General features: G+C 67.1%; 25 protein-coding genes. 15 read left to right on the top strand and 10 right to left on the bottom strand.

Annotation, left to right across the window (positions count from 1 at the left end; genetic code table 11):
• Nucleotides 1-668 precede the first annotated feature (668 nt).
• Complete coding sequence (locus tag MYA_RS08225) at nt 669-2,936, bottom strand: right-handed parallel beta-helix repeat-containing protein (RefSeq protein WP_041493841.1); 2,268 nt, start codon at nt 2,934-2,936, stop codon at nt 669-671.
• 224 nt (nt 2,937-3,160) lie between these two features.
• Between MYA_RS08225 and MYA_RS08220 the strand changes: the two genes are divergently transcribed.
• Nucleotides 3,161-4,552 carry an alpha/beta hydrolase family protein gene (locus MYA_RS08220; RefSeq protein ID WP_014723149.1) on the top strand — a complete coding sequence of 464 codons (1,392 nt, stop codon included), beginning with the start codon at nt 3,161-3,163 and terminating at the stop codon, nt 4,550-4,552.
• Nucleotides 4,553-4,748: 196 nt separating this feature from the next.
• Here MYA_RS08220 and MYA_RS08215 read toward each other — a convergent pair whose 3' ends face one another.
• From MYA_RS08215 to MYA_RS08205, 3 genes are all read right to left on the bottom strand, one after another.
• On the bottom strand, nt 4,749-5,294 hold the full coding sequence (locus MYA_RS08215; protein ID WP_014723148.1) for a hypothetical protein: 546 nt from the start codon (nt 5,292-5,294) through the stop codon (nt 4,749-4,751).
• 194 nt (nt 5,295-5,488) lie between these two features.
• Nucleotides 5,489-6,727, bottom strand: coding sequence for an MFS transporter (locus MYA_RS08210; protein ID WP_014723147.1), 1,239 nt, complete (start codon nt 6,725-6,727; stop codon nt 5,489-5,491).
• Nucleotides 6,724-7,089, bottom strand: a complete 366-nt coding sequence (locus tag MYA_RS08205) for a RidA family protein (RefSeq protein ID WP_011885051.1) — start codon at nt 7,087-7,089, stop codon at nt 6,724-6,726. Before MYA_RS08205 ends, MYA_RS08210 begins: the two co-directional genes overlap by 4 nt.
• A 117-nt stretch (nt 7,090-7,206) precedes the next feature.
• On the opposite strand from MYA_RS08205, the gene MYA_RS08200 reads away from it, so the two are divergent.
• The gene (locus tag MYA_RS08200) at nt 7,207-8,046 is read left to right on the top strand and encodes a TrmB family transcriptional regulator (protein WP_034195360.1); all 840 of its coding nucleotides are present in this window, start codon (nt 7,207-7,209) and stop codon (nt 8,044-8,046) included.
• Nucleotides 8,047-8,266: 220 nt separating this feature from the next.
• Here MYA_RS08200 and MYA_RS08195 read toward each other — a convergent pair whose 3' ends face one another.
• Nucleotides 8,267-8,677 (bottom strand): GNAT family N-acetyltransferase, encoded by a 411-nt coding sequence (locus tag MYA_RS08195; protein ID WP_226098184.1) that lies wholly within the window; start codon nt 8,675-8,677, stop codon nt 8,267-8,269.
• A gap of 77 nt (nt 8,678-8,754) precedes the next feature.
• On the bottom strand, nt 8,755-9,804 hold the full coding sequence (locus MYA_RS08190; protein ID WP_041493840.1) for an IS110 family transposase: 1,050 nt from the start codon (nt 9,802-9,804) through the stop codon (nt 8,755-8,757).
• A 738-nt stretch (nt 9,805-10,542) separates the two neighbouring features.
• Between MYA_RS08190 and MYA_RS08185 the strand changes: the two genes are divergently transcribed.
• The 4 genes from MYA_RS08185 to MYA_RS08170 all read left to right on the top strand — a co-directional run bounded on the left by MYA_RS08185 (nt 10,543) and on the right by MYA_RS08170 (nt 13,025).
• Nucleotides 10,543-10,860 (top strand): Dabb family protein, encoded by a 318-nt coding sequence (locus tag MYA_RS08185; protein WP_034195362.1) that lies wholly within the window; start codon nt 10,543-10,545, stop codon nt 10,858-10,860.
• The gene (locus tag MYA_RS08180) at nt 10,857-11,336 is read left to right on the top strand and encodes a PaaI family thioesterase (RefSeq protein ID WP_011885047.1); all 480 of its coding nucleotides are present in this window, start codon (nt 10,857-10,859) and stop codon (nt 11,334-11,336) included. The genes MYA_RS08185 and MYA_RS08180 overlap by 4 nt, the downstream gene beginning before the upstream one ends.
• 232 nt (nt 11,337-11,568) lie before the next feature.
• Nucleotides 11,569-12,531 (top strand): alpha/beta hydrolase, encoded by a 963-nt coding sequence (locus MYA_RS08175; RefSeq protein ID WP_034195363.1) that lies wholly within the window; start codon nt 11,569-11,571, stop codon nt 12,529-12,531.
• A 41-nt stretch (nt 12,532-12,572) separates the two neighbouring features.
• Nucleotides 12,573-13,025, top strand: a complete 453-nt coding sequence (locus MYA_RS08170; RefSeq protein WP_014723142.1) for a GNAT family N-acetyltransferase — start codon at nt 12,573-12,575, stop codon at nt 13,023-13,025.
• 23 nt (nt 13,026-13,048) lie between these two features.
• Here the strand turns inward: MYA_RS08170 and MYA_RS08165 are convergent, their stop codons facing one another.
• Nucleotides 13,049-13,903: an NRDE family protein gene (locus MYA_RS08165; protein WP_014723141.1), complete on the bottom strand. Its 855-nt coding sequence runs from the start codon at nt 13,901-13,903 to the stop codon at nt 13,049-13,051.
• A gap of 76 nt (nt 13,904-13,979) precedes the next feature.
• Nucleotides 13,980-15,014, bottom strand: coding sequence for a CAF17-like 4Fe-4S cluster assembly/insertion protein YgfZ (gene ygfZ, locus MYA_RS08160; RefSeq protein ID WP_011885042.1), 1,035 nt, complete (start codon nt 15,012-15,014; stop codon nt 13,980-13,982).
• Nucleotides 15,015-15,091: 77 nt separating this feature from the next.
• Here ygfZ and mltG point away from each other — a divergent pair, with 77 nt between their 5' ends.
• From mltG to MYA_RS08115, 9 genes are all read left to right on the top strand, one after another.
• Nucleotides 15,092-16,111: an endolytic transglycosylase MltG gene (gene mltG / locus MYA_RS08155; protein WP_011885041.1), complete on the top strand. Its 1,020-nt coding sequence runs from the start codon at nt 15,092-15,094 to the stop codon at nt 16,109-16,111.
• Entirely contained in the window at nt 16,111-16,731 is a 621-nt protein-coding gene (gene tmk / locus MYA_RS08150; RefSeq protein ID WP_011885040.1) for a dTMP kinase, read from the top strand. The genes mltG and tmk overlap by 1 nt, the downstream gene beginning before the upstream one ends.
• An 18-nt stretch (nt 16,732-16,749) precedes the next feature.
• Nucleotides 16,750-17,778, top strand: a complete 1,029-nt coding sequence (locus MYA_RS08145; protein WP_014723139.1) for a DNA polymerase III subunit delta' — start codon at nt 16,750-16,752, stop codon at nt 17,776-17,778.
• Nucleotides 17,779-17,856: 78 nt separating this feature from the next.
• A complete protein-coding gene (locus MYA_RS08140; protein WP_014723138.1) occupies nt 17,857-18,636 on the top strand; it encodes a TatD family hydrolase in 780 nt (259 codons plus the stop codon).
• Between the two features lie 44 nt (nt 18,637-18,680).
• Nucleotides 18,681-19,391 carry an ankyrin repeat domain-containing protein gene (locus MYA_RS08135; protein WP_011885037.1) on the top strand — a complete coding sequence of 237 codons (711 nt, stop codon included), beginning with the start codon at nt 18,681-18,683 and terminating at the stop codon, nt 19,389-19,391.
• Between the two features lie 82 nt (nt 19,392-19,473).
• Nucleotides 19,474-19,830 carry a Rap1a/Tai family immunity protein gene (locus MYA_RS08130; protein ID WP_011885036.1) on the top strand — a complete coding sequence of 119 codons (357 nt, stop codon included), beginning with the start codon at nt 19,474-19,476 and terminating at the stop codon, nt 19,828-19,830.
• 96 nt (nt 19,831-19,926) lie between these two features.
• On the top strand, nt 19,927-21,099 hold the full coding sequence (locus tag MYA_RS08125; RefSeq protein ID WP_011885035.1) for a mechanosensitive ion channel family protein: 1,173 nt from the start codon (nt 19,927-19,929) through the stop codon (nt 21,097-21,099).
• A 33-nt stretch (nt 21,100-21,132) separates the two neighbouring features.
• Complete coding sequence (locus tag MYA_RS08120; RefSeq protein ID WP_014723137.1) at nt 21,133-22,308, top strand: AAA family ATPase; 1,176 nt, start codon at nt 21,133-21,135, stop codon at nt 22,306-22,308.
• A 211-nt stretch (nt 22,309-22,519) separates the two neighbouring features.
• On the top strand, nt 22,520-23,584 hold the full coding sequence (locus MYA_RS08115) for a glycosyltransferase family 4 protein (RefSeq protein WP_014723136.1): 1,065 nt from the start codon (nt 22,520-22,522) through the stop codon (nt 23,582-23,584).
• 91 nt (nt 23,585-23,675) lie between these two features.
• Here the strand turns inward: MYA_RS08115 and MYA_RS08110 are convergent, their stop codons facing one another.
• Nucleotides 23,676-24,263, bottom strand: a complete 588-nt coding sequence (locus tag MYA_RS08110) for a BPSL1445 family SYLF domain-containing lipoprotein (protein WP_011885032.1) — start codon at nt 24,261-24,263, stop codon at nt 23,676-23,678.
• A gap of 203 nt (nt 24,264-24,466) precedes the next feature.
• On the bottom strand, nt 24,467-24,925 hold the full coding sequence (locus MYA_RS08105; protein ID WP_014723134.1) for a membrane protein: 459 nt from the start codon (nt 24,923-24,925) through the stop codon (nt 24,467-24,469).
• Nucleotides 24,926-25,032 lie beyond the last annotated feature (107 nt).

Below are 25,032 nucleotides of genomic sequence, written 5' to 3'. Positions count from 1 at the left end.
CGTCGTGTGATACGCGGCGCGAATTGATTGGGAATTAGTCGGACGCGCGATAAATTTCGAAGCGGAAGCAAAAAGACGGCCTGCTCGTCGCGATGTGCGTGAAGCACCGGCGAAACGCTGTCGGATGCGGCGAGCGGCCTGAGTGAACGGTGAGGTATACGTGCAAACGCAAACTCGGTCGAAAGATGGTGTAGGCGATTCTAGATATCGGCGGAAGTCGGAGTCAATATCGTTTTGTGGGGATTCGAGTGCGCTTATTTATCGAAAATTGTAATTGTTACTCGGCGAATCGACTAAATATGTAAATGTGGCTCGCTTGATAATGGAATGCTGATAAATAGCGAATGTGGCGGGTAAATATCGACGGCACCCCGTAATCGATACCGAACCGGAGCGGCTCATTTCGGGCTGCAATGCACAACGACTTTGCGATTGCGGCCATTGCATGCGATTGCCCGCATTCCATCGGGACGTCGCTTTCGCCAGCACGTGCGGGCTGCCGGAGTCGCCGAGCTTTCGCGCCGTTGCGGTCGTGGTACGCCGTTCACGGCTACGAGCGCGAGACGGCGACACCTGCGGCAATTGCCGCCTTAAAGCCCAGTCCCGCCGCGCCGCCCGGCTCCAGCGGGCAGCAGCGGCGCATCCTTCCCCGAAGCCCTATGCGGATGTCAGCTTTTGGGCTGGTGGATCGAGCCGGACGGGTAGTGCGTGTCCACGACCGACAGCGTTCCGCCATCGAGGTCGTAGATGCTCGCGCCGGCCGCTGCGGTGTTGCCGCGCAACTCGCCGTTCGTGACGGTGACGTTGGTCGCGCCGACCTGCGACGCACGGCTGATCATGTAAATCGCGCCGCCGTTGCGGCGTGCGGCGTTCGCTTGAAACCGCGTGTCGCGAAACGTGACGAGCGAACCGTAGTCCGCGTACGCGCCGCCGCCGTCGTGCGTGGCCGCGTTGCGCAGAAACGCGGAGCGCCGATGCGTCGCCGTCACGCCCTCGCGGTCGAGCACCGCACCGCCGTAGATCGCGCGGTTGCCGTCGAACGTGGTGTCGACGATCGTCAGCACGGCCTTGCCGAACGCATAGATCGCGCCGCCTTCGAGCGCCTCGTTGCGTTCGAACCGGCAGTTGCGCACGGTCATCGTGAAGCCGACCGGATCGCTGTACGACTCGAGCGCGCGTCCGGCCCGGTATGCCTTGAGTCCGTTGGGCAGATACGTCTTGCCTGCGTGATAAGCCAGCAGTCCGCCGCCCTTGCCGTTGTAGGTGAAGCCCACCGCGTTGCCGTCGCGGATCGTCAGCCCGTCGAGCACGGCCTGATTCGCGCCGTAGACGACGTGCGGATAGCGATCGTCGCCCGCGGCAAGTTTCGCGCTGAGCACCGTCGGCGCCGCGTCGCGGCGGCGCTGTGCGACGTCGGTTTCGGTGCCCGCGAAGCCGCCATACACCTCGACGCCGTCATACAGCGTGAACGCGGCAATCCGGTCCGCGTCGCGCCGCGCCGGATGATAGCGCCCGGCCTTCACCCAGACGGCGGCCTTCGAAACCGACGCCAGATCGATGGCGGCCTGCAGGTCGGTCAGCGCAGTCGCCCACGACAGGCCGTCCTGCGTCGCCGACGCCGATGCCGGCACGACGTGGATCACCTTGGCCGCGACCGCGTCACGCGTCACGACGGGCCGCGTGTACTCGCCGCGGTATTCGACCACGCCCTCGTTGCGCGAATAGAACTGTACGAGCGTCGCGACCACGGGCGCCTTCAGCAGTTGCGCACCGTACGGACGCGGCTGATAACCGACGCCGGTCGGCAGCGGCGCGAGATCGGCCGCGCGGACCTGGCCGTCGAGATTGCTGATCGGCAGAAAGTCGGCGAGCGGCAGCGTCTGCCCGGCGGGCACGTGCGAGCCGAGCGCGGCCACGATGTCCTCGTGCCAGTTGTAGACGTCGTCGATGCTGCAATTCACGACGATCGGATTGTTGTTCGCGCCGGTGCCCTGATAGAGGCCGGCGCCGAGCCCGCTGGTCGCCTTGTTGCCGACGATCGTCACGTTCGCGAGCAGCGGCGACGAGCCGCCGTCGTTGCCGATGCCGCCGGCCGTCGTCGCTTCGTTGCCGGTCACCAGCACGTTGAACAGCAGCGGCGTCGACGCGAAATCGTTGTAGATCGCGCCGCCCTTGTCCTGGCTGCGGTTGCCGACGAAACGACAGTCGATGAACACCGGCATCGCGCCGAGGTCGTTGCTGACCGCGCCGCCGCGCTGACTGGCCTCGTTGTCGACGAACTCGACGTTCGTGAACGTCGCCTGCTCGGCGCCGGGCTTGTGGACGTTGTAGACGGCGCCGCCTTTCGGCGAGAAGTTGTTCCGGAAGATGCAGTTGCGCACGACCGGGCTCGTCATGAAGTTGCGCATGCCGCCGCCGACCACCATGTCGCCCTTCAGGATGTCGTCCGGTGTCAGATGCAGGCGCGGCTTGTCGGCGCCGTACGCGTGCGCGATCGTGAAGCCGTCGAGCACGGCCCGATCCGCGCCCATCACGATCGTGTGCGTGTTGCGGGTGCGCTCGCCGTTGCCGATGTCGCCGCTGAGCGTCGTGACGTGCTGCGCGTAATCGCGCTGGTCGCGCGCGGTTTCGCCGCCGGCGAAGCCGCCGTACAGTGCGACGTCGGCCTTGAGCGTGAACGATTGCGTGGCGTCGTCCGGATGCGGATGGTAGGTGCCGTGCGCGACCCAGATTTCGTCGCCGGCCGACGCGGCCGCGAGCGCGTCGCGCGGCGACTGGAATGCGGTGCGCCAGGTCTTGCCGTCTCCGCCGGGTGCGGCGCGCTGGTCCACGTACCAGAGCTTGCCCGGCAAGGACGCAGCGTGCGCGCCCCAGCTGTGCGCGACGATACCGGCACACGCGGCCGAGATGGCCCGGATTGCTTGTCGGCGATGCATGTCCACTTCAGATCTCCTCGTCACGTCATGTCGTCCGGCGCTGCGCCTGCGCAGCACGGCTACCGGCAAATGTCGCAAGTCTGGAAGCGGGAAAGCGGTTTTGCTTTAACTCAGATCAATGGCGATGCAACCAACAGAGATCAAGATCGACCATCGCCATCGAGACGGCGCACGTCGCCGCGGGCCGAACCCGCGGCTTCTTCGAGGTATCAGGGAGTTTCCCCATGTCGTTGTTTGAAAAGGTCCTGACGGCGCTTTCGCCCGAACAGGAACACGCTGCATCGAATGGCGCGGTCAATCGTCCGCGGCGCAATTTGATGTTGGGCGCCGGCGCGGTCGCGATCGGATTGGCGAATGCGCGGGCGGCCGATGCGGCGGGCAACGAGGCGGGCCACGCCGGGATCGACCGTTCATGCCGGGTCAGTGCCGCACGGCTCGACAAGCTGGTCGCGGACGCGTATCCGCTGTTCAACAAGCCGGCGATACTCCCTGCGATCGACCCGAAAACCCACGGCGCGCGTTTCGACGTCGACCTGCATCGTCTCGTCACGTACACCGTCAACCCGCAAAGCGGCGAGAAGATCAAGGTCAGCGGGCTGCTGGCATTGCCGGTCGGCGCAAGCGGCAAGCTGCCGCTCGTGTCGTGGCAGCACGGCACGATCCTGTCGTTCGATCAGGTGCCGTCCAATCTCGTTCTGCTCGCCGACCCCGACCGTCAACTGACGGACGCCGCCGACTCGCTCGAAACGCTCTTCAACGTGCATCGGTTCGCGGCGCAGGGCTATGCCGTGATCGCCGCCGATTACGTCGGCAAGGGGCCGTTCCGCGATGGCCGGGGCGAAGCGTATGCGGTCAAGGACGTGACGGTGCGCACCTGCGTCGACGTGTTGACGGCAGGCGAGGCGGCGATGCGCGCGCTGGGCGTCGCGCCGTCGAAACTGTTCCTGCACGGCTGGTCGCAAGGCGCGCTCAACACGCAATGGCTGCATCAGGCGTTGCGCAAGCAGTCGCGGCCGATCGCCGCAACGGCCGTCGCCAGCCCGTTCAACGACCTCAGCGAGGCATGGCGGTTCTGGGCCGGCGCGCAGACGTTTGCGCTTCCGCGCGGCGTACAGGCCTATCCGGCGCTTCCGGACTGGATCTCGCTCTGCATGATCGTCACGCTCGGCAGCTACGAGTTGCAGTACGGGCTGAAAGGCTTGATGAAAAGCGCGATCCGGCCGGAGTTTCAGCACCTCGCGGCGCAGTACTGGTCGGATTACACGCTCGACGCCGAGCGGGCGAAGTCGCTGCCGACCGGCGCCGGGTTGTTGAATCCTGGCTTCTTCGAGCACTACACGGCCACGCAAAACAGCGCGTTTCTTCGGCAGCTCGCGGCCAATCGCGCGACTTACTGGAATTACGACAGTCCGATCCGCTTCGATTACGGGCTTGCCGATGAAGCGATTCATCCGGCGATGGTGTATCCGGTACTCGCGGCGGGCGGTTCCTACGTGAGCGGGGTGGCCGTCCCGGCGGCGAGCCATCGCGGGACGTTTCTCGCCGGGCTGTACGGCGATGCGTCGACGCTCGGCGGAGCCGAGAACATTCTCGCGTGGTTCGACGGGCTGCGATGAGCGCATTTGGGCCGGCGGCCCAAGGCTGCGCGTTCGCCGGGTTCCGTCTCGGCAACGTGCCGGTTCAATAGAACGGGCCACGGTGGAAAGGGCGGCGAGCGCGACGGGCTGATGGCCTTCAGTCGGGATGGCAGTGAAGAACGGATGTCGCGCCTGCGTTTCGGGAACTCACATGCGCGCTTCGTGGCGGCGATCTTTACGGCGTCGATTCGTCGGCAGGGTGGTGATGCATCTCGCCGTGATCGTGCCCGGCCTTCGCATCGTGCCCATGATCGGACAACTGCGCGTCGAACCAGTCGTGAAGCGCCGCGATCAGACGCGGCTGCTCGCTGCGGTAGACGATCTCGCCGCCGTCACGCACGTCCCGATAGTCGATCTCGAGCTCGCCCGGCTGTGCCGTACGCAATGCGGCGAGCCCCGGCATGTCGGCGCCGTGGATCTGCTCCGGCGCGCCGAAATCGCCTGACGAGAAACGACGCGCGATCGTGGCCAGATGCTCGCGGATCAGCGCGGTCTGCTTTGCGTCGCGACGCTTGGTGACGACCCGCTGGATGCCGCCGTCGGCGGTCTTCGTGAAGATATGGGTCGTGGCCGCGAGCGAGAACGGCATCACCTGCGCGCCGTGTCGGGCGACGTCCTGCTGGCGTGGCGTGACTTCGGCAAAGGCGGGCGGCGAGGCGACGACCATGCCGAACACGATGGACATCGACGCCGCGACGACTGCTGCTGAACGGTAGTTCATGGGGTGTTCCACGTGGTGTGAATCCATCGCTGCCGACAGCGGGGCGATGCGTTGCTCAATGGTGGCGCGCACGGGTCATGGTCCGCCGACCGGTCACCGGATTCTTGCCTGGTTCAGGTCGCTTCGGCAAGACTTCCGCGCTTTCGTTGAGCACGCTCTAGCGGTCCGCGAAAATTCGGCCATTCGATGCGTGATCATCGAATCTGCCCGGTGCCTCCATCGTGAGGTTGAAGGTCGGCGCGATTCCGAGCCGGCACGGATGGAACGACGAGCGCGCCGATCATGGCCGCCGCGGCCGTTGAAATCGCCGCCAACAAGACGAGCGGTTCCCAACCCGCGCTGGTGACGACGAGACCTGCGATGGCCGTACCGATCGCGCCCGCGACGTAGTAGAAGGTCAGGTACGCCGAGTTCAATGCGCCGGCGCGCGCCGGCTCGATCGCAACGACGCTGGCCTGATTGGCGACCTGGGCGGCGAAACAACCGGCATCGAATACGGCCAGCGCGGCCGCCGTCGCGGCTGGGTGGCCGAGCGAGACGGTCAGCGCACATGCGGACGCCGCCGCAACCGCCAGGCCGCAGACGATCACGGCGCGGCTGCCGAACCGGTCCGCCAGGCGGCCCGCGACACGCGTGACGACGAGGCCGAGGAGTCCGGCCAGGCTGTACAGTCCGATGGCCGCCGCATCCAGGTTGTACGGCGGCGCGGCGAGCCGCACCGCAAGCCCGACCCAGATCAGGTTGAAAGCAAGGAACCACAGCATCCCGGCATAGATGCGCAACCGCAGCTGCCGGGAGGCCCGCAACAACGACGGCATCGAACGCAACGTCGAGAAGTAGCCCGTATGCCCGGGCGGCCGTTGCGCGGGTAGTAATGGCATGACGCAAAGGGCTGAAACGACCGCGAAGGCCGCGAACGTCAACAGCGCGCCTCGCCATCCATACCACTGCGCGAGAACGCCGCCCACGAATCGGCTCAGCAAGATCCCCGCCGATATGCCGGCCGAGATCGTCCCCATGAGCCGGGCGCGGCTATGCGGGTCGGCGCACTTGCCGACGACGGCGCTGCTTTGCGCCGCAACCGTCGTCGTCGCGCCGATGACAACGAAGCAGGCAATCAGCGCGTCCGGGCCTGGCGCGTACGCGGCAAGCATCAGCGCGCACGCGAGCGCCGCAAGCTGCCCCGGAATCAACGTGCGCGGACTGAGTTTGTCCACCAGTGGCACGAGCAGCACCAGGCCGAGCAGATAGCCGATCATCGCGCCGGACGCGACGGCGGTAATTGGTGCGACCGGCACCCCGAAATCGGCGGCGATGAAGGAAAGCGCCGGTTGCATCGCGTAGTCGTTCGCGATGGCGCCGCCCGCTGCGATCGAAAGCACCGCCACCGCGCGGCCCGACAGCCGCGCGTTCTGCTCGGCCCGGCCCGTCATTTGCCGGCCCTGACGGCAATGGCCTCGACTTCGGCGAGGATCGCGTCGTCGACGAACGGCAGCGCATGCACGAGCGAGAACGCCGGTCGAATCTCGCCATAGACCTCGCCGTGCGCGCGCGCAGCGTCTTCCCAGTGTTCGAAGTCCGCGACGACCAGCCGGCTTTGCACCACGTCCTCCAACCGGAACCCGTTGTCGACCAGCACCTTCTCGACAGTGGCGAGTGCATCCCGCGTCTGCGTGTAGACATCCGGGCCTTTGCCGGCCGTCCCTGAAATGTAGATCGTGTCGTTCACGATCACGGCCCGCGAGTAACCGACCTTCGGTTCCCACGGGGAGCCGGTGCTGATGAGTTGACGCATATGGATCGTCCTTCGATGAGAAGATGGTTCTTGAATAACTACTTGGGTAGTAGTTGAATGCGATCGTATACTACTGCGGTAGTTAGTCAACTCCCTTTCCACAGAAAAGAGTCCCGAATGACGGCAGACGCAGAATTGATCGCTTCCATGACGCGACTGGGGTTCACCCAGTACGAAGCGCAGGCATACGCGGCCCTGGTTGGTCAGGCCGCGCTGACGGGAGCGGAAGTAGGGCGCAGGGCATCGATGCCGGCGTCGAAGGTGTATGAGACGCTGGCTCGTTTGGAAGCGCGGGGAGCCGTGCTCGTCAACCGGTCGGAGCCGGTGCGGTACGCGGCCGTGCCGCACACGTCTCTGTTGGCCGAGCTGCGCTCGCGCTTCAACGCCGACCTCGAGTCGGCAGCGTCCGCGCTGGATCGGCTGCCGGTTCAACAGGAACCGGGGCTGGTCTGGTCGCTCAGTGGCGCGGAGTCGATCGTGCAGGCCTTTGCGCGGGTGATCTCGAATGCGCAGACCAGCCTGTTCGCCGGTATCTGGGACGAGGAGCTCGACGAACTGGGCCCGCTGCTCGAAGCGGCCAGCGGGCGGGGGATCGACACCCATGTCGCCATCTATGGCAAGCGGACGTTGAAAGGGCCGCACACGTACGACATGGCCGAATGTGGGGCCAGCGCGAGACTGCGCCTGTCCGGCCGTCGCCTTGCGGTGGTGGTCGCAGATGAAGACGATGCGGTGGTGGCCGAGTTCGGCGACCACACGCCCGATCAGGCGACGGTGACCACCAATCCGGTCATCGCGCTGCTGGCCGTCGAGTACATCAAGGCCGACGTCAGCGGCCGCCTGATGATCGATGCGATGCCTTCGGCGGCATACGAGAAGTTGCTGACGAGTCGCGCGATGCGGGCGATGCTTCGGCCGGTTTCGGGGAAGGGGGTGAAAGAGGGTGGTGGCGGTTAGGCGTGTGAGCCGGGCGAGGGTATGACGGACGCACGGCGCATCGACAGGGCGAAGGAGCAGGGGCGCAAGCCGCCCGTCATGCGCCGCACGGATTACAACCTGTGGACGTCGCCGCTCGATGGGCCGATGTGGCGATCAGGTGGCCGCTGCTTGATTCCAGCCCGATACGTGATCGAGCCGTCAGACGTGAGCGTGGCAAGGCGGCCGTCTTGACGAGAGATCAGACGTCCGCTGGATTGATCAGTGACGTCAGGACATGATCCTCCCAAACGCCATTTATTTTTAAGTAGGCGCGCGCGATGCCTTCCTGCTCGAAGCCCAGCTTATTGAGCAACTGCGCGCTTCGCTTGTTCTCGGGCCGATAGTTCGCCATGACACGGTGTAACCCGAGCTCGGCGAATACATATTGGATAGCGGTAGAGAGACATTCGCGCATCAACCCGCGTCCCTCATGATCATGCGCAATCGAGAAGCCAAGGTGACATGCCTGGAACGGCCCTCGTACGATGTTCGTAAAATTGCAGTCGCCGATCAGCCGGTCTTCCTCTTTGTCGAACAACAACAGATGTATGGCGAGCCCAGCCGCGATCTCCCTTTCCATGGATTCGAGCCGTGCCTCAATCGACGGCAACGTGTAGAACGATTCGGACCGGGACGGTTCCCATGGCGACAAATGTGCTCGATTGGCAATGCAGTGACGCTCCTATGTCAAGTGGTACGGGCTGAATCGGCTAAGTCGGCAAGAATGAGCGGGTACATCTCCCTGACGATATAACGCTTCAGACAGCGATGAATTTCCTTGTTCGACATTCCTTCCTTGGTCCGTCGCTCGACGTATGCGCGGGTTCTCGGGTCACTGCGCATTCGCACCATGGCAATGGTCCACAAGGCGTTGTTCGCAGCGCGGTCGCCGCCTCGATTCAGGCGATGTCGGACCGTTTTTCCGGAAGATGCTTGCAATGGACTCGTGCCACAAAGCGCGGCGAGCGCGGCATCGCTTTTCAACCGTTCCGGATTGTCGCCTGCAACGGCAACAAGCACTGCCGCCGTTTGAGGCCCAACACCGAATCGTTCCCGAAGCCGTCTGGCATGCTTGAGGGTTAGTTGTTCGAGCATCGCATCGAGCGTCGTGAGTTCTTCCGCCAGCGCGAGATAGCGCTTTGCCAACAAGCGCAGCGTGGTGGCCAGAGTCTGCAACATCGGCGTGTTACCCAACGAGCGCAGCCGTGAGCAGTTGGCAACGCATTCGGCGGTCTTTGTCTTCAGAAGGCGTTCGCGGATGTCCTGCGGCGCGCTCACCAGCAAGGCTCGCAACTGATTGATCGCCTGCGTCTTGGCTTTGACGGCGCTGCGACGAGCAACGGAAACAGCTCGCATTGCTTCGGCCGCCCCAGATTGCTCTTTGGGAATCGCAGTTGCCTTCCCGGCGAGGACCGCACGCGCGGCGTTTTCTGCATCGGTCGGATCGGACTTTCCGCGCGATCGACGCGCAGCCCGATCCGGACGATTGACCTCCAGCACCTCAATCTCGTGATCGCGCAACACGCGGGCAAGGCCTGCGCCATAGGTGCCGGTACCTTCAACGCCAGCCCGACGCAGGTGACCGAGAGAATTCGCCCAGGTCAGCAGCTTGAGATATCCCGCGGTCTCGGCCGGCACCGAAAGGGTTCCAAGGAGTTTTCCTGTTTCGCTGATTACTGCTCCGACATGTGTATCGAGATGCGTGTCGACGCCCAGGATGACTTCGTGTTGTTCCATGCGTGTTTCCGTCGTGGTGGACGCATCGCCAATCCCACTCGCTGGACAGGACACTCACGGTGCAGGACAAAGCTCCTATCAGGTCACAAACGCTGGGCCCGGCAACGCTCGGGGAACGCCGGAGCTCGATCGACAGGTCAATGCCAAGGCAACTCGGCCAATCCCAGCACGGGTCAGATCGATCCGACGTTCGAGGCGTATTCTGAACTGAGTATCCCAGCAAAGCGGACGCATGTCGGCGGCTCGCTAGCCGTAGCGACAGACGCTCAGTGATCAGAATGTCGGACGGTTCGCTTAGAGCGGGTTTCATCGGTCGATTGACGAGGAGGAGAATCCGAGGACTCGAAGATAGCGCAGCCGAGCGGATTCGTTGCTCTTGTCTTGGACTAGTACGCTCGCGCGATGAATGACCAGATCGGCTCCATCGCACGGAGAGTTGCGGCGTCCGATGACTACTCCGCGTCGTGGTGGAGCCGGACGGCTTCACCAACAGATACAGTCCATTGCCGCCGGTAAGTTTGGTAGGCTTGTTGTCTGCCTTCGCTCGTCGGATCCTGATGTCGATAAGTGGCACGGTGAAAAAGGCGTATCGTCTCTGGATGGTCGAAGTGATACGCCTTTTTTCTCGGCTGGACGCGACTTCCGACGAACGAAAGCGAACGATGAAAGGGCGTCCAACGCCCGACTGGCAAGGGTTCCAGGCAAATCGCCGAACCAACACGAACTGGAGCGAACGAAGTGATCAGACATATCGTCATGTGGAAGCTGAAGGAATCCGCCGAGGGCGGCACGCGCGCACAGAACGCGCTGAAGCTGAAGGAAAAGCTCGAAGGCTGCCGTGACCTCGTACCGGGCATCCTGCAACTCGACGTCGGCGTCGCGACGCCGGGCCTCGAAGCGACGTCCGACATCGTGCTGGTGTCCGATTTCACGGACCAGGCGGCGCTCGATGCGTACCAGGTTCACCCGGTCCATCAGGAAGTGAAGAAATTCGTGATGGCGGTGGCCGAATCGCGCCAGTGCGTCGACTATCTGTGCGACAACGCAGCACGATGAGCGACGCGGCATCTCCGACGGACGGCCCGTCGATCGAAAGCCCGTTCGTCGATCTGCTCGGCGTGCGGCTCGTCAGCGCGAAGGACGGCGCGAGCGAGATCGTGCTGCCGCTCGACGAGCGGCACATGAACACGTGGAGCATCGCGCACGGCGGCGTGACGATGACGCTGTCCGACATCGCGCTCGCGATGGCCGCACGCAGCCTGACCGACGACGGCGTCGGCGTCGTGACGGTCGAGATGAAGGTGAACTTCATGCAGCCGGGTCGCGGCGAATTGCGCGCGTACGGCCGCGTGATGCATCGCTCGACGACGATGGCGTATTGCGAAGGCGAAGTGCGCGACAGCGACGGCAACTTCGTTGCGAAAGCGCTCGGCACGTTCAAGTACATGCGGCGGCTCGCGGTAGGCCGCGACATCAAGCGGCAACGCACGCGCACGGCGCCCGACGCCCATCCGGGCCCGAGCGACGCGTAAGCGTCCGCACGCACGGCCCTGCCGATCACGGCAGGGCCGTTTCATTTTGCGCGGCGCGTCCGGCGCGCCGCCGGCTCGGCAGTGCGCGGCAAACGAAGCCATCGTTGCCTCACGCACACCTCGGCCGCAGCCTTCGCCACACCCTCCGCAGTGCCGCCGCCGCCCAACGGCTCGGCGCATGGCATCATGTGACGCTTGTCCGTTCACGGCGCCGCGCGCGCCGTCCTCACCGATGCCGCTGAATCCGAAGATCGCGCAGGTGCTCGACATGATCGAGCGTGCCAAACGTCCGTCCTATCATCATCAGACGCCGCAGCAGGCGCGCGCCGCGTACGAGAAAAGCGCGCCGATCCTCGACGTCGCGCCGGCGCCGATGCATTCGGTCGACGCCTGCGTCGTGCCGACCCGCGACGGCCGCACGATCGGCGCACGGCTTTACCTGCCGGTCGCACCGAGCCTCGCCGAGCCGCTGCCGGCGCTCGTCTACTACCACGGCGGCGGCTTCACGGTCGGCAGCGTCGACACGCACGACGCGCTGTGCCGGATGTTCGCGCGCGACGCGCAGTGCGCGGTGCTGTCGGTCGACTACCGGCTCGCGCCGGAACACAAGTTCCCGACCGCCGTGCACGATGCCGAAGACGCGCTGCGCTGGCTGCATCGCGAGGCCGCCGCGTTCGGCATCGACGCCGCGCGGCTAGCGGTCGGCGGCGACAGCGCGGGCGGCACGCTGGCGACCGTGTGCGCGGTGCTGGCGCGCGACGCGGGCATCCATCTTGCGCTGCAACTGCTGATCTATCCGGGCGTGACCGGCCACCAGGCGACCGAATCGCACGCGCGGCTGGCGAACGGCTACCTGCTGACGCAGGACACGATCCAGTGGTTCTTCTCGCAATACGTGCGCGAGCCGGCCGACCGCGACGACTGGCGCTTCGCGCCGCTCGACGGCACGCGCGGCGCGCCGTCGTCGTTCGCCGGCGTCGCGCCGGCATGGATCGCGACCGCGGAATACGACCCGCTGAGCGACGAGGGCGCCGCGTATGCGCAGAAGCTGCGCGCGGCTGGCAATACGGTCGCGCTGGTGTGTTACCCGGGGATGATCCACGAGTTCTTCAAGATGGGCGGCTACATACCCGAGGTGCGCGTCGCGCATGCCGACGCGACGGCGGCGCTGCGGGCCGCCTTCGACGGCGTTTGACGGCGGCGGCGGGCGGCGCCCGGCGTCGCGCGGAGGAAGCGATGACGGACGGCTGGGTCGAAACGGAAACGCAGACGGGCGACTGGGCGGTGCTCGGCGCGGATGCCGCGCGGATCCGCGATGCGGTGTTCGTGCGCGAGCAGCGGATTCCGCCCGAGTGGGAGCTCGACGATGAAGATCCGCTGTCGCTGCACGCGGTGGCGTACCGCGTCGATCGGGCGAGCGGCGCACGGCGCGCGGTCGCGACCGGGCGGCTGCTGCGCACCGGCACGATCGGCCGCGTCGCGGTGCTGGCGGACGCGCGCCGGCAAGGCGCCGGTTCCGCCGTGCTGCATGCGCTGCTCGAGGCGGCGCGGCAGCGCGGCGAGCCGCTCGTGCGGCTCTATGCGCAGGACGAAGCGGTGCCGTTCTACCTGCGCCACGGCTTCACGACGATCGGCGAACCGTTCGACGCGCTCGGCGTGCCGCACGTCGAGATGGTGCGCGCGCCATAGCGCCTAACGCCCAGCGACGCGTGTCAGCGGACGGCGCGCGGCGGTGTCGCGTCGATGTCGAACGTGAACGCGCGCTCGAACGTGCCGGGGCGGACGGTGCGATGCGAGCCGTCGTCGTCGCAGCGCTCCTTGATGTCGACCGTGAGCCGCACGCCTTCCTTCATCGTCACGCGCAGCGCGGTCGTGCCGCGCGTGCCGTATTCGGGCGTCTCGATGAACGCGGCCGACAGCGCGCGCTCGCGCTCGAGCGGAATGCCGGTGTGCGGCAGCGCGTCGTCGTCCGCGACGCGCGGATCGCGCAACAGGTCGATCAGTTCGTCGAGCGACGGCGTCGCGTTGTCGGTCAGCAGCGTGCCGAGTTCCGCGCGCTTGCGCACGACCTTCGGCCACGGCGTGTCGAGCCGCGCGTTGGACAGCGCATGCACGCCGGCGCCGACCGCCATCGGCGCGGCGACACGGCTTTCGCCTTCGGCCGCGCGATTGCAGAGCCACGCGAGCTCGCGCCGCTTCCAGTCGCCGACCAGCAGGTTGAAGCCGTTGTAGACGGCCGCGTGCTCGGCCAGTGCGCCGAGGTAATCGAGCGGCGCGACGCCCGGGCCGCCGAGGAAATCCGACACGAGCTTGCCGCGGGTCGGCGCGCCGGCGCGAATGTCGAACGGCGCACGGTAGTTCGTGAGCGCGGCGAAGCGGCCGTCGCGCGACACGCCGAGCCATGTGCCGCCGGCTTCGAGATCGCGGCCGGCCAGCACGCCCGGCACGTCTTCCCACCACGAAAGCGGCGCACTCGTCCGGCGAAAGAACTCGTCGCGGTTGGCGGCCAGCGTAAATACAGGACCGGCGGCGGCATCAGGCTGCCAGTCGAAGGCAATCAGACACATCGGGCGAATCTCTCGCAGGAAAGCTCGGGCGCCGGCCGCGAAGGGCGAACCGGCGTGCGAACGGGTTGGCGGTGCGCTACGCGTCGGTCGGCCACGCGTACGGCAGCGTGTCGAAGGCGAGCGCCGGGCCGTCGGCCGCGCCGACGTGCACGCTGCCGCTGTCGAGCGCGGCGAGCTTGATCTCGACCAGCGCATCGACGCCGCCCGCGGGCGCGGCCGCCGCGTTGACGATCATCCCGCACGGCTGGCCGGGGTCGTCGCTGTGGAACAGCTCGACGCCGGCATGCACGCTGTCGGTCTCGCCGGCGACGTGCGCGAGCGCGGTGCGGCGCTTGATCGTCCCGCGATACTGGCTGCGCGCGACGACTTCCTGGCCCGGGTAGCACCCCTTCCTGAAGTTAACGGCACCGATCACGTCGAAGTTGACCATCTGCGGGACAAACTGTTCGACGACCGGCTGCGTGATGCGCGGCTCGCCCGCGCGAACGTCGAGCCAGTCCCACACGGCCGGCGACACGACCGGCAGCGTGCCGGCGAGCGCGGCGATGCGCGCGTCGACCTCGGCGCGCGGCCCGATCCACAGGTAGCGCTTGCGCCCGGCCGCGTCCGGCACGCGGATCAGCACGCCGGCCGGGCCGTCGACCTTCACGTGCACGCCGTCGGGCAGCGCGTCGAACACGCCCGACAGCGCGTCGCGCACGTCGCCGCTGAAGCCGACCACCGCGACGGCGTCGCTCGCGTCCGACAGCTTCGCCTTCGCGCGCAGCACGAACATCGACAGCCGTTTCTGGACGGCGGCCTGCACGTCCTTCGACACCAGCAGGCGCACGCCGTGGCCCTCGCGCCACGCGAGGAACGACGCGAGCAGCCGGCCCTTCGGCGAACAGTAGCCGGCCACGCGCGCACTGGCCGCATCGAGATGCTCGATGTCGTTGGTGAGCTGGCCGTGCAGGAACGTCGCGGCGTCGTCGCCGGCCACGTCGATCACGCCGAACTGCGCAAGCGGCATGCACGCGGCCGGCGCGTCGAAATCGGCGGCGGACGGGCGGGGGAAAACGGGGAGCGAGGCGGATGCGGGCTGGGCAGCCGGTGAAGCGAACGGTGTGCTCATGGAATGAGGGAACAGTCAACCCTGACTTTGACGAAGGCGAGCAAGTATTATATGGGTCTTACCCGAGTCTCGTTTCCATGTCCCTACTGAAGAAATGCGTCGCGACGGTCGCGGCGCTGGCCGTCGTTGTGGCCGCTGCCGGCGCGGGCGCCGGTTATTACTGGGCGACCCGGCCGCTGTTGTTGGGCGCGGCGTCGCTCGACGTGACGATCAAGCCGCGCAGCAGCGTGAAAAGCGTCGCGCTGCAGCTCAAGCGCGGCGGCGTGCCGGTCGAGCCGCTCGGCTTCGTCGCGATGACGCGCGTGCTCGGGCTGTCGAGCCGCCTCAAATCCGGCAACTACGAATTCAAGAGCGGCATCACGCCGTACGCCATCCTGCAGAAGATCGCGCGCGGCGACGTGAACGAGTACGTCGCCACGGTCATCGAAGGCTGGACCTTCAAGCGCATGCGCGCCGAACTCGACGGCAATCCCGACCTCGCGCACGCGAGCGCCGGCATGAGCGACGCGGAGCTGCTGCGCGCGATCGGCGCACCGGACACCGTGATCCGGCGCGGCAGCGGCGAAGGGCTGTTCTTCCCCGATACCTACCTGTTCGACAAGGGGACGAGCGACCTGAACATCTATCGCCGCGCGTATCGTCTGATGCAGACGCGCCTCGAAGAAGCCTGGGCGGCGCGCGCGCCGGGGCTGCCGTACAAGACGCCTTACGAAGCGCTGACGATCGCGTCGGTCATCGAAAAGGAAACCGGCCATGCGGCCGACCGCGCGTTCGTCGCGGCCGTGTTCGCGAACCGGCTGCGCATCGGGATGCCGCTGCAGACCGATCCGTCGGTGATCTACGGCCTCGGCGACGCGTACGACGGGCATCTGCGCAAGCGCGACCTGCAGGCCGACACTCCCTACAATACCTACACGCGGCGCGGGCTGCCGCCGACGCCGATCGCGCTGCCCGGCGTCGCGTCGCTGCAGGCGGCGATCAACCCGGCCCCGACGAGCGCGCTCTATTTCGTCGCGAAGGGCGACGGCACGAGCGTGTTCTCGGATACGCTCGGCGATCACAACAAGGCCGTGGACAAGTACATACGAGGTCAATGATGGCGCGCGGTAAATTCATCACGTTCGAAGGCATCGACGGGGCGGGCAAGACGACCCATCTGCAATGGTTCTGCGAGCGTCTGCAGGCGAAGCTCGCCGCGGGCGACCGGCAGGTCGTCGTCACCCGCGAACCGGGCGGCACGCCACTTGGCGAGGCGCTGCGCGAGATGCTGCTGAACCAGCCGATGGATCTCGAGACTGAAGCGCTGCTGATGTTCGCCGCGCGCCGCGAGCATCTCGCGCGCGTGATCGAGCCGGCGCTTGCACGCGGCGACTGGGTCGTGTCCGACCGCTTCACCGACGCGACGTTCGCCTACCAGGGCGGCGGCCGCGGGTTGCCGCGCGACAAGCTCGAAGCGCTCGAGCGCTGGGTGCAGGGCGGTTTTCAGCCGGACCTGACGGTGCTGTTCGACGTCGCGCCGCAGGTAGCGAGCGAGCGGCGCGGCGCCGCGCGTGCGCCCGACAAGTTCGAGAGCGAGACGGACGCGTTTTTCACGCGCACCCGCGACGAATACCTGCGGCGCGCGCAAGAGGCGCCGCATCGCTTCACGATCGTCGACGCGACGCAGACGATTCCCGAGATTCGCGGACGGCTCGAGCGCGTGCTCGCCGCGCTGTAACCCGAAGGAACGCATCCGATGATCTATCCGTGGCAAACCGACGACTGGAACCGCCTGCAGCAGCTGCGCGCGCAATGGCCGCATGCGCTGCTGTTGCACGGTCAGGCCGGGATCGGCAAGCTGCAGTTCGCGCAGCATCTCGCCAAGGGCTTCCTGTGCGAGTCGCCGCAGCCGGACGGCCAGCCGTGCGGCGCCTGCGCGGCCTGCACGTGGTTCGCGCAGGGCAACCATCCCGACTACCGGATCGTGCTGCCCGAGGCGCTCGCCGGTGAGGCGCCCGGCGCGGCCGACGACGCGAAGCCGGCCGACGCCGACGAAGGCGGCAAGAAAACCCGTGCGCCCAGCAAGGAGATCAAGATCGAGCAGGTGCGCGCATTGCTCGATTTCTGCGGCGTCGGCTCGCACCGCGGCGGCGCGCGCGTCGTCGTGCTGTATCCGGCCGAGGCGCTGAACGTCGCCGCGTCGAACGCGCTGTTGAAGACGCTCGAAGAGCCGCCGGCGGGCGTCGTGTTCCTGCTGGTGTCCGCACGCATCGACCGGCTGTTGCCGACCATCATCAGCCGGTGCCGGCAGTGGCCGATGACCGTGCCGGCGCCGGATGCGGCCGCGGCGTGGCTCGCCGCGCAGGGCATCGACGATGCGCGCGCGCTGCTCGCCGAAGCGGGCGGGGCGCCGCTCGCGGCGCTCGCGCTCGCGAGCGACGAGAACCGTCCGCTGCGCGATTTCACGCTCGGCCAGCTCGCGGCGGGCGCCGCGTGCGATCCGTTCGCCTGCGGCGAGACGCTGCAGAAGCTGCCGGTGCCGCTGGTGCTCGGCTGGCTGCAGCGCTGGTTGTACGATCTGCTCGCGCAGCGGATGGCCGGCGCGCCGCGCTACTTCCCGATGCAGTCGGCCGCGCTCGCGCGGTGCGTGCACGCGGTCGACGCCAATGCGTTCGCGCGCTTCATGAAGACCGTGACGCGCCAGCGGATGGTCGAGAACCATCCGCTCAACGCTCGGCTCGTATTCGAGGAACTGTTTCTCGGTTATCGGGAAATCTTCGTCTGAGTAACGATTGTTTCCGCGTTGTGCGGAAACGATTGCCGGCGAGCGCCTCGCGCCCGTCCCAAGAATTCAGGAAACACGATGTTCGTCGATTCTCACTGTCACATCAATTTCAAGGGCCTCGCCGACCGCCTGCCGGCCGTGCTCGAGAACATGCGCGAGCACGACGTCACCCATGCGCTGTGCGTCTCGGTCGATTTCGAGACGCTGCCCGAGGTGCTCGCGATCGCGCAGGCGCACGACAACGTGTACGCGTCGGTCGGCGTGCATCCCGATCACGAGGACGCGCATGATCCGACGCTCGCCGAGCTGATCGAGCTGGCCGCGCATCCGAAGGTCGTCGCGATCGGCGAGACGGGCCTCGACTACTACCGTCTCGAAGGCCGCACGATCGCCGACATGGAATGGCAGCGCGAACGCTTTCGCACGCACATCCGCGCGGCGACCGCGACGATGAAGCCGCTGATCGTTCATACGCGCTCGTCGTCGGAAGACACGCTGCGGATCATGGCCGAGGAGCGCGCGCACGTGCCGGGCGGCGTGATGCACTGCTTCACCGAGCCGTGGCCGGTCGCCGAGCAGGCGCTCGCGCAGAACTTCCATATTTCGCTGTCGGGGATCGTCACGTTCAAGAACGCGACCGACGTGCAGGACGTCGCGCGGCGCGTGCCGCTCGAGCGGCTGCTGATCGAAACCGATTCGCCGTACCTTGCGCCGGTGCCGTATCGCGGCAAGCCGAATGAACCTGCGTACGTGAGCCATGTCGGACGCTTTATCGCCGCGCAACGCGGGATCGCCGTCGAGGCGCTCGCCGATGCGACGACGCAGAATTTTTTCCGGCTGTTCAGGATCGCCCGTTGAGCACGCGCGACCCGGCCGACAACCCAGGGAAGGAGCCCACAACAATGACGAAGTCGACCACATACCTGCCCAAACGCGCACTCGCCGCCGCCGTCCTCGCCGCGAGCGGCCTGATGGCCGCTGCCGGCGCGCATGCCGAGTCGCTCGATGCGATCGTCAAGGCCGTCAAGTTCGACGACATCGCCGACATCGGCAAGCAGCTGAAGGCCGGCAAGCTCGATCCGAACACGCTCGCGCCGAACGGCGACCCGCTGCTCGTGATCGCCGCGCGCGAAAAGTCCGACAAGGTCGCGGCCGCGCTCGCGGCTACGCCGAACGTCGATCTCGAGAAGGAGGACAAGGCCGGCGAGAACGCGCTGATGCTCGCCTCGCTGAACGGCGACGCCGGGCTCGTCAAGCTGCTGATCGACAAGGGCGCGGAAGTCAGCAAGAAGGGCTGGGCGCCGCTGCACTACGCGGCGACCAACGGCCACGACGACGTGGTGAAGATCCTGCTCGACCACGACGCGTACATCGACACCGCGTCGCCGAACGGCACCACGCCGCTGATGATGGCCGCGCGCGGCAACCACGCGTCGACGGTCAACCTGCTGCTCGACCAGGGCGCCGATCCGCAGGTGAAGAACCAGCTCGGCATCACCGCGCTCGAGTTCGCGAAGCACTACAACGCGCCGGATGCGATCGAGATCCTGAGCAAGCGGACGGTGCGCGTCGGCGCGTCTGCGCCGGCAGATGCCCAAAAGAGTGCAAAATGACGGTTTTCGGCGCGGCGGCCGGTTGCCGCCGCACCGATCGTCGCAGTAAGCGGCCTCGCGCCGCATTGACATAAGGAACACCATGTTGCGGGCTATGTTTTGTGCCGCGGCGTTCGCCGTGCCGTTGTCGGCGGCGGCTTTCACGGGCGCGGATCTCGACCGGCTGTGCGCGAAGACCGACGTCAAGTCGCGGGCGTCGTGCGCGGCCTATATCGAAGGCGCGGCCGATGGCGTCTACAACACGATCGACGCGATCGGCGGCACGACGGGGCCGCGCGTCGGCCAGTATTTCTGCCTGCCGCCCGACATCCGGGCGCAGCAAATGACCGACGCGGTGCGCAAGTACATCGCCGAGAACCCGAAGTTGGCCGACTACAACGCGAGCACCGCGGTGTCGCTCGGACTCGGCAAGGCGTTCCCGTGCAGGGGCGGCAACTGATTTGACGCCGCGTCCGGGCGCGCACGCCGCCCGGACCTCGCCGACGCATCCAGGACGACGCCAGTACGGGTCATAACCGAAGCATCCCGGACGCCGATGATTTCAATCGAGGAAGTGCAGCGCATCGCCGATGCGCCCTTGCATTCGTGGCTCGGCACATTCTGCGTGTCGGCGCTCGTCGTGCTCGTTTTCGTGATCGTGCATCGCATCGGCGCGCGCATCGTGCATCGCATCGCGCGGCCGTATCCGCTGCTGAGCGTGATCCTGCGCTACATCGACAAGCCGTCGCTCGTCACGCTCGTGCTGCTCGCGCTCGAGTTCGTATGGCTGCAGGCGAACGACGCGATGTCGTTCGTCGGCGGGATGCGCTCCGCGGCCGCGGTCGGCACCATCGTTTCGCTCACGTGGCTGCTGGTGCGACTCGCGGCCGGCGTCGGCGACGCGATCATCCAGGCCCATCCGATGGATACGGCCGACAATCTCCACGCGCGGCGCATCCATACGCAGGCCAAGGTGCTGGTTCGGACCGTCATGGTACTGATCGTGATCATCGGCACGGGCGGTGCGTTGATGACGTTTCCGAACGTGCGCCAGGTGGGCGCGAGCCTGCTCGCGTCGGCCGGCGTGGCCGGCCTCGTCGCCGGTATCGCCGCGCGGCCGGTGCTCGGCAATCTGATCGCCGGGCTGCAGATCGCGCTGACCCAGCCGATCCGGCTCGACGACGTCGTCGTGATCCAGGGCGAATGGGGCCGTATCGAGGAAATCACCGGGTCGTTCGTGTCGGTGCGGCTGTGGGACCAGCGGCGGCTCGTCGTGCCGCTACAGTGGATCATCGAAAATCCGTTCACGAACTGGACCCGCAGCAGCTCCGAGATCATCGGCACGGTGTACCTGTCGGTCGACTACCGCACGCCGCTCGCGCCGCTGCGCGAGGAGCTCGCGCGGCTCGTCCATGCCGCGCCCGAATGGGACGGCCGCGTGCAGGTGCTGCAGGTGACCGACGCGAGCGAGCGCACGATGCAGTTGCGTGCGCTGGTGAGCGCGGCCGATTCGTCCACGTGCTGGGACTTGCGGTGCCGCGTGCGCGAGGGCCTGATCGCGTATCTGCAGGCCAACTATCCGCAGTGCCTGCCGCGCGACCGGATGGAGCTCTATCCGCATGAGGCGGCGCCGGAGGGCCCGCGTCCCGAACGGCCGCACACGCGGTCTGCCGCCGCCAGCACCGCGGCCAACACGGCGGCCGACCCGCAGGTCGCCGAAGGCCGCTGATCGCGTGCCGCGACTGGTGGCCGCTTCCTGCCCATGACCGCGCTCAAGACACTCGCCATCGCCAACTACCGCTCGCTGCGCGAGCTGATCGTGCCGCTCGCGGCGCTCACCGTCGTCACCGGGCCGAACGGCAGCGGCAAGTCGAGCGTCTATCGCGCGCTGCGGCTGCTGGCGGACACCGCACAGGGGCGCGTGATCCCGTCGCTCGCCCGCGAAGGCGGGCTGCCGTCGACGCTCTGGGCCGGCCCCGAGCGCTTCTCGCGCGCGATGCTCGCCGGCGACACGCCGGTGACCGGCACGGTGCGCAACCGGCCCGTGAGCCTGAAGCTCGGCTTTGCGTGCGCCGACTTCGGCTATGCGATCGATCTGGGCCTGCCGGTGCCGAGCAGCTCGCAATTCACGCTCGATCCCGTCGTGAAACGCGAATGTATCTGGAGCGGCGCGCTGCTGCGGCCGTCGACGCTGCTGGTCGAACGACAGGGCGCACAGATCCGCACGCGCACCACGTCGGGCGACTGGCGCACGGTGCCGCAGCCGGTGGCGAGCTTCGACAGCATGATGACCGAATTCGCGGATCCGGTCGGCGCGCCGGAGATGATCGCGGTGCGCGAGCGCATCCGTTCGTGGCGCTTCTACGACCATTTCCGGACCGATGCCCGGGCGCCGGCGCGGCAGTCGCACATCGGCACGCACACGCCGGTGCTCGCGGACGACGGCGCCGATCTCGCGGCGGCGCTGCAGACGATCCGCGAGATCGGCGATGCCGCCGCGCTCGATGCGACGATCGACGACGCGTTTCCGGGCGCGTCGATCGACATCGACAATCCGGGCGGGCGCGGCCGCTTCGACGTGCTGATGCGCCAGCCGGGGCTGCTGCGACCGCTGGCGGCCGCCGAACTGTCGGATGGCACGCTGCGTTATCTGCTGCTCGCGGCCGCGCTGCTGACGCCGCGCCCGCCCGCGCTGATGGTGCTGAACGAGCCGGAGACGAGCCTGCATCCCGATCTGCTGCCGGCGCTCGGCCGCCTGATCGCGCAGGCCGCGCGGCGTTCGCAGGTGCTGGTCGTGTCGCACGCGGCGCGGCTGATCGCGACGCTCGAGCGCGAGGCCGGTTGCGAGTCGCTGGTGCTCGACAAGCAGCTCGGCGCGACGGCGCTCGTCGATGCGGACGCGCGCGATCTGCCGCCGTGGAAGTGGCCGGCGCGCTGACGGGCATGCGTGGCGGCGCGCGTTCGAAGCGGCGCGGCGAATGTATCCGCGCTGTAACAAGCCCCATAAAGTGAAAGACGCGGCAGCGCGGTGCGACGCGATCGCGAATAATGACGGGATATCGGTGTCGACGGCCATGCTGGCCCGCTTTGCGTCGGACGATCGGTCGGCACCGCGTTCGCCGGCCCGCCGAGCACAGGAGACGTGGACTATGAGAATTGCGCAGATCGCCCCGCTGACCGAATCCGTGCCGCCGAAGCTCTACGGCGGCACGGAGCGCGTCGTGTCCTACATTACGGAAGCGCTCGTCGACCTCGGCCATGACGTGACGCTGTTCGCCAGCGGCGATTCGACGACCCAGGCCAAGCTGGAGCCGGTGTGGCCGCGCGCGCTGCGGCTCGATTCGTCGATCCGCGACCGCGTCGCGCCGCACATGCTGCTGATGGAGACGGTCGCGCGGCGCGCGCAGGATTTCGACGTGCTCCATTTCCACATGGACTACTACTCGTTTTCGGTGTTCAACCGGCAGGACACGCCGTTCGTCACGACGCTGCACGGCCGGCTCGACTTACCCGAGCAGCAGCCGGTGTTCGACACGTTCGACACCGCGCCGGTGATCTCGATCTCGAATTCGCAGCGTCAGCCGCTGCCGCAGGCGAAGTGGCTGACGACCGTCTACCACGGGCTGCCCGACACGCTGTATCTGCCGCAGCCGGTCGAGCCGCGTTACCTCGCGTTCCTCGGCCGCATTTCGCCCGAGAAGCGCGTCGATACGGCGATCCGCATCGCCCAGCAGTGCGGGCTGCCGATCCGCATCGCCGCGAAGATCGACGCGGCCGACCAGGAATACTTCGAGCGCGAGATCGAGCCGCTGTTTGCGCTGCCGCACGTCGAGTACATCGGCGAGATCGCCGATCATCAAAAGGCCGAGTTCCTGTCGGGCGCGCATGCGCTGCTGTTTCCGATCGACTGGCCGGAGCCGTTCGGGCTGGTGATGATCGAGGCGATGTCGTGCGGCACGCCGGTGATCGCGTTCAATCGCGGCGCCGTGCCGGAAGTGGTGGACGAGGGCGTGTCCGGTTTCATCGTCGAGGACGAGATCAGCGCGGTGGCCGCCGTCAATCGGCTGCACCTGCTGCCGCGCACCCGCGTGCGCCAGCGCTTCGAGGAGCGCTTCACGTCGCGCCGGATGGCGCAGCAGTACGTCGACGTCTACCAGTCGCTGATACGCGCGCAGAAGCGCTCGCGCTTCAAGGTCATCGACTCGACGACCTGACCGACCCGACGCGCCCATGAAAAAACGGCGATGTCCGCACTGGACATCGCCGTTTGCACATCGCCCGCGCGCGGGCGGGGACGCCGCAGCGTCAGATCTTCAGCTTCGTGACCTTCGTGCCGTTGATCGACACGTCGCCCATCAGGCCGGCGTTGGTCAGCACGACAACCTGCACTGGTGCGGTGGCCGTCGTCGTGTCGATCGCGCCGTTCGCGCCCATCTTCACGAGCGCGACCGATGCGCCGGCGCCGGCGGCCCAGCCGTCCGAGCCGCGGAATTCGTCGAGCGCCTGTTGCGTCATGAACAGGAACACGACGGACTTCGATTGCGCGCCGGCCTGCAGGCCGACCGACAGCGACGACGTGTTGTAGTAGCCGACCGTCGCGCCGCCGACGCGCAGCGCGCCGTTGCCGGTCTGGCCGCCGACGATGAAGCCGGCCTGGATCACGTCGGGGAACACCAGCACGCCGCGCGACTTCGCGACGAGTTCACGCGAGCCCTTGACCGTGGAATACAGGCGCGACAGCGTTGCGTCGACGCTCGCGTCGATCGCCTGACGCTTCGACGCGTTGGTCGCGGCGTTGTCCGGCTTGTCGGGCGTGGTGGTGCAACCGGTCAGCGCGAGGCTGCCGACGATGAGCGCAGCGGCGGCTTTCGCCACGAGATTCCGTTTTTGCATCGTTCTTCTCCATCAGATGATGTTCGGAGTGAGTCTCGCTCACGGAGCGGATCACGTCGGAAGTTATATCACAGGGGATTACAACCCCTTTTCATCGTGGAGAGAAAAAGCGTCAAATCGTGTCGGTTTGTCGCGGTGCGCCAACGGGGGGCCGATGCGCCCGCGTGGGCGTCGGCGGCGAGCCACCGACGCCGCCGACGGCCTCAATGCGTGATGGGCGGTGCAGGCGGGGCGGGCCGTTTGATCGGCGGGCGTCGCAACGCGCGGCGCAGCAGCGCGATCACGACGCCGCACGCGAACAGGAACGCCGCCGGCACGACCCAGTAGCCGACGAACGCGTGCCACAGATACGCTGCGAGCGTGTTGCGGCGCAGCACATATTCGTCGCGGGCCGCCTGCTGGCGTGGCGCGTTGGCGGCCAGCACGTCGGCGGGGCAGCCGGCGGCGCGCGCCGCGTCAGCGTCGCCGCGGCACTTGGCGGCGGCCCCGGCTGCCTGCTGCGCGTCGGTGAGCTGCCAGGTAGTCAGCGCGAGCTGCAGATCGGCGTTGTTGTACGCCATTTCCTCGCGGATCTCGCGCACCGCGACGATCGCCACGGGCACGGCCCAGAATACGATCACGATCAGCCAGCGGCGGAACCAGCGGTGTTGTCTCCATGCCATCCATGCCTCCGTTTGACGCGGCTTATGCGTCCGTGTCGAGGGCGGCCCGATGGCGCTTCTTGTACTTGGATGGGCCGCGTTGCAGCCATCATAGAAGAAATCGCGGC

This window comes from Burkholderia sp. KJ006, from assembly GCF_000262695.1.
In the GTDB taxonomy this organism is placed as follows: domain Bacteria; phylum Pseudomonadota; class Gammaproteobacteria; order Burkholderiales; family Burkholderiaceae; genus Burkholderia; species Burkholderia vietnamiensis.
The sequence above is the reverse complement of the archived record's forward strand: the minus strand, read 5'-3'. Positions and strand labels throughout refer to the sequence as shown.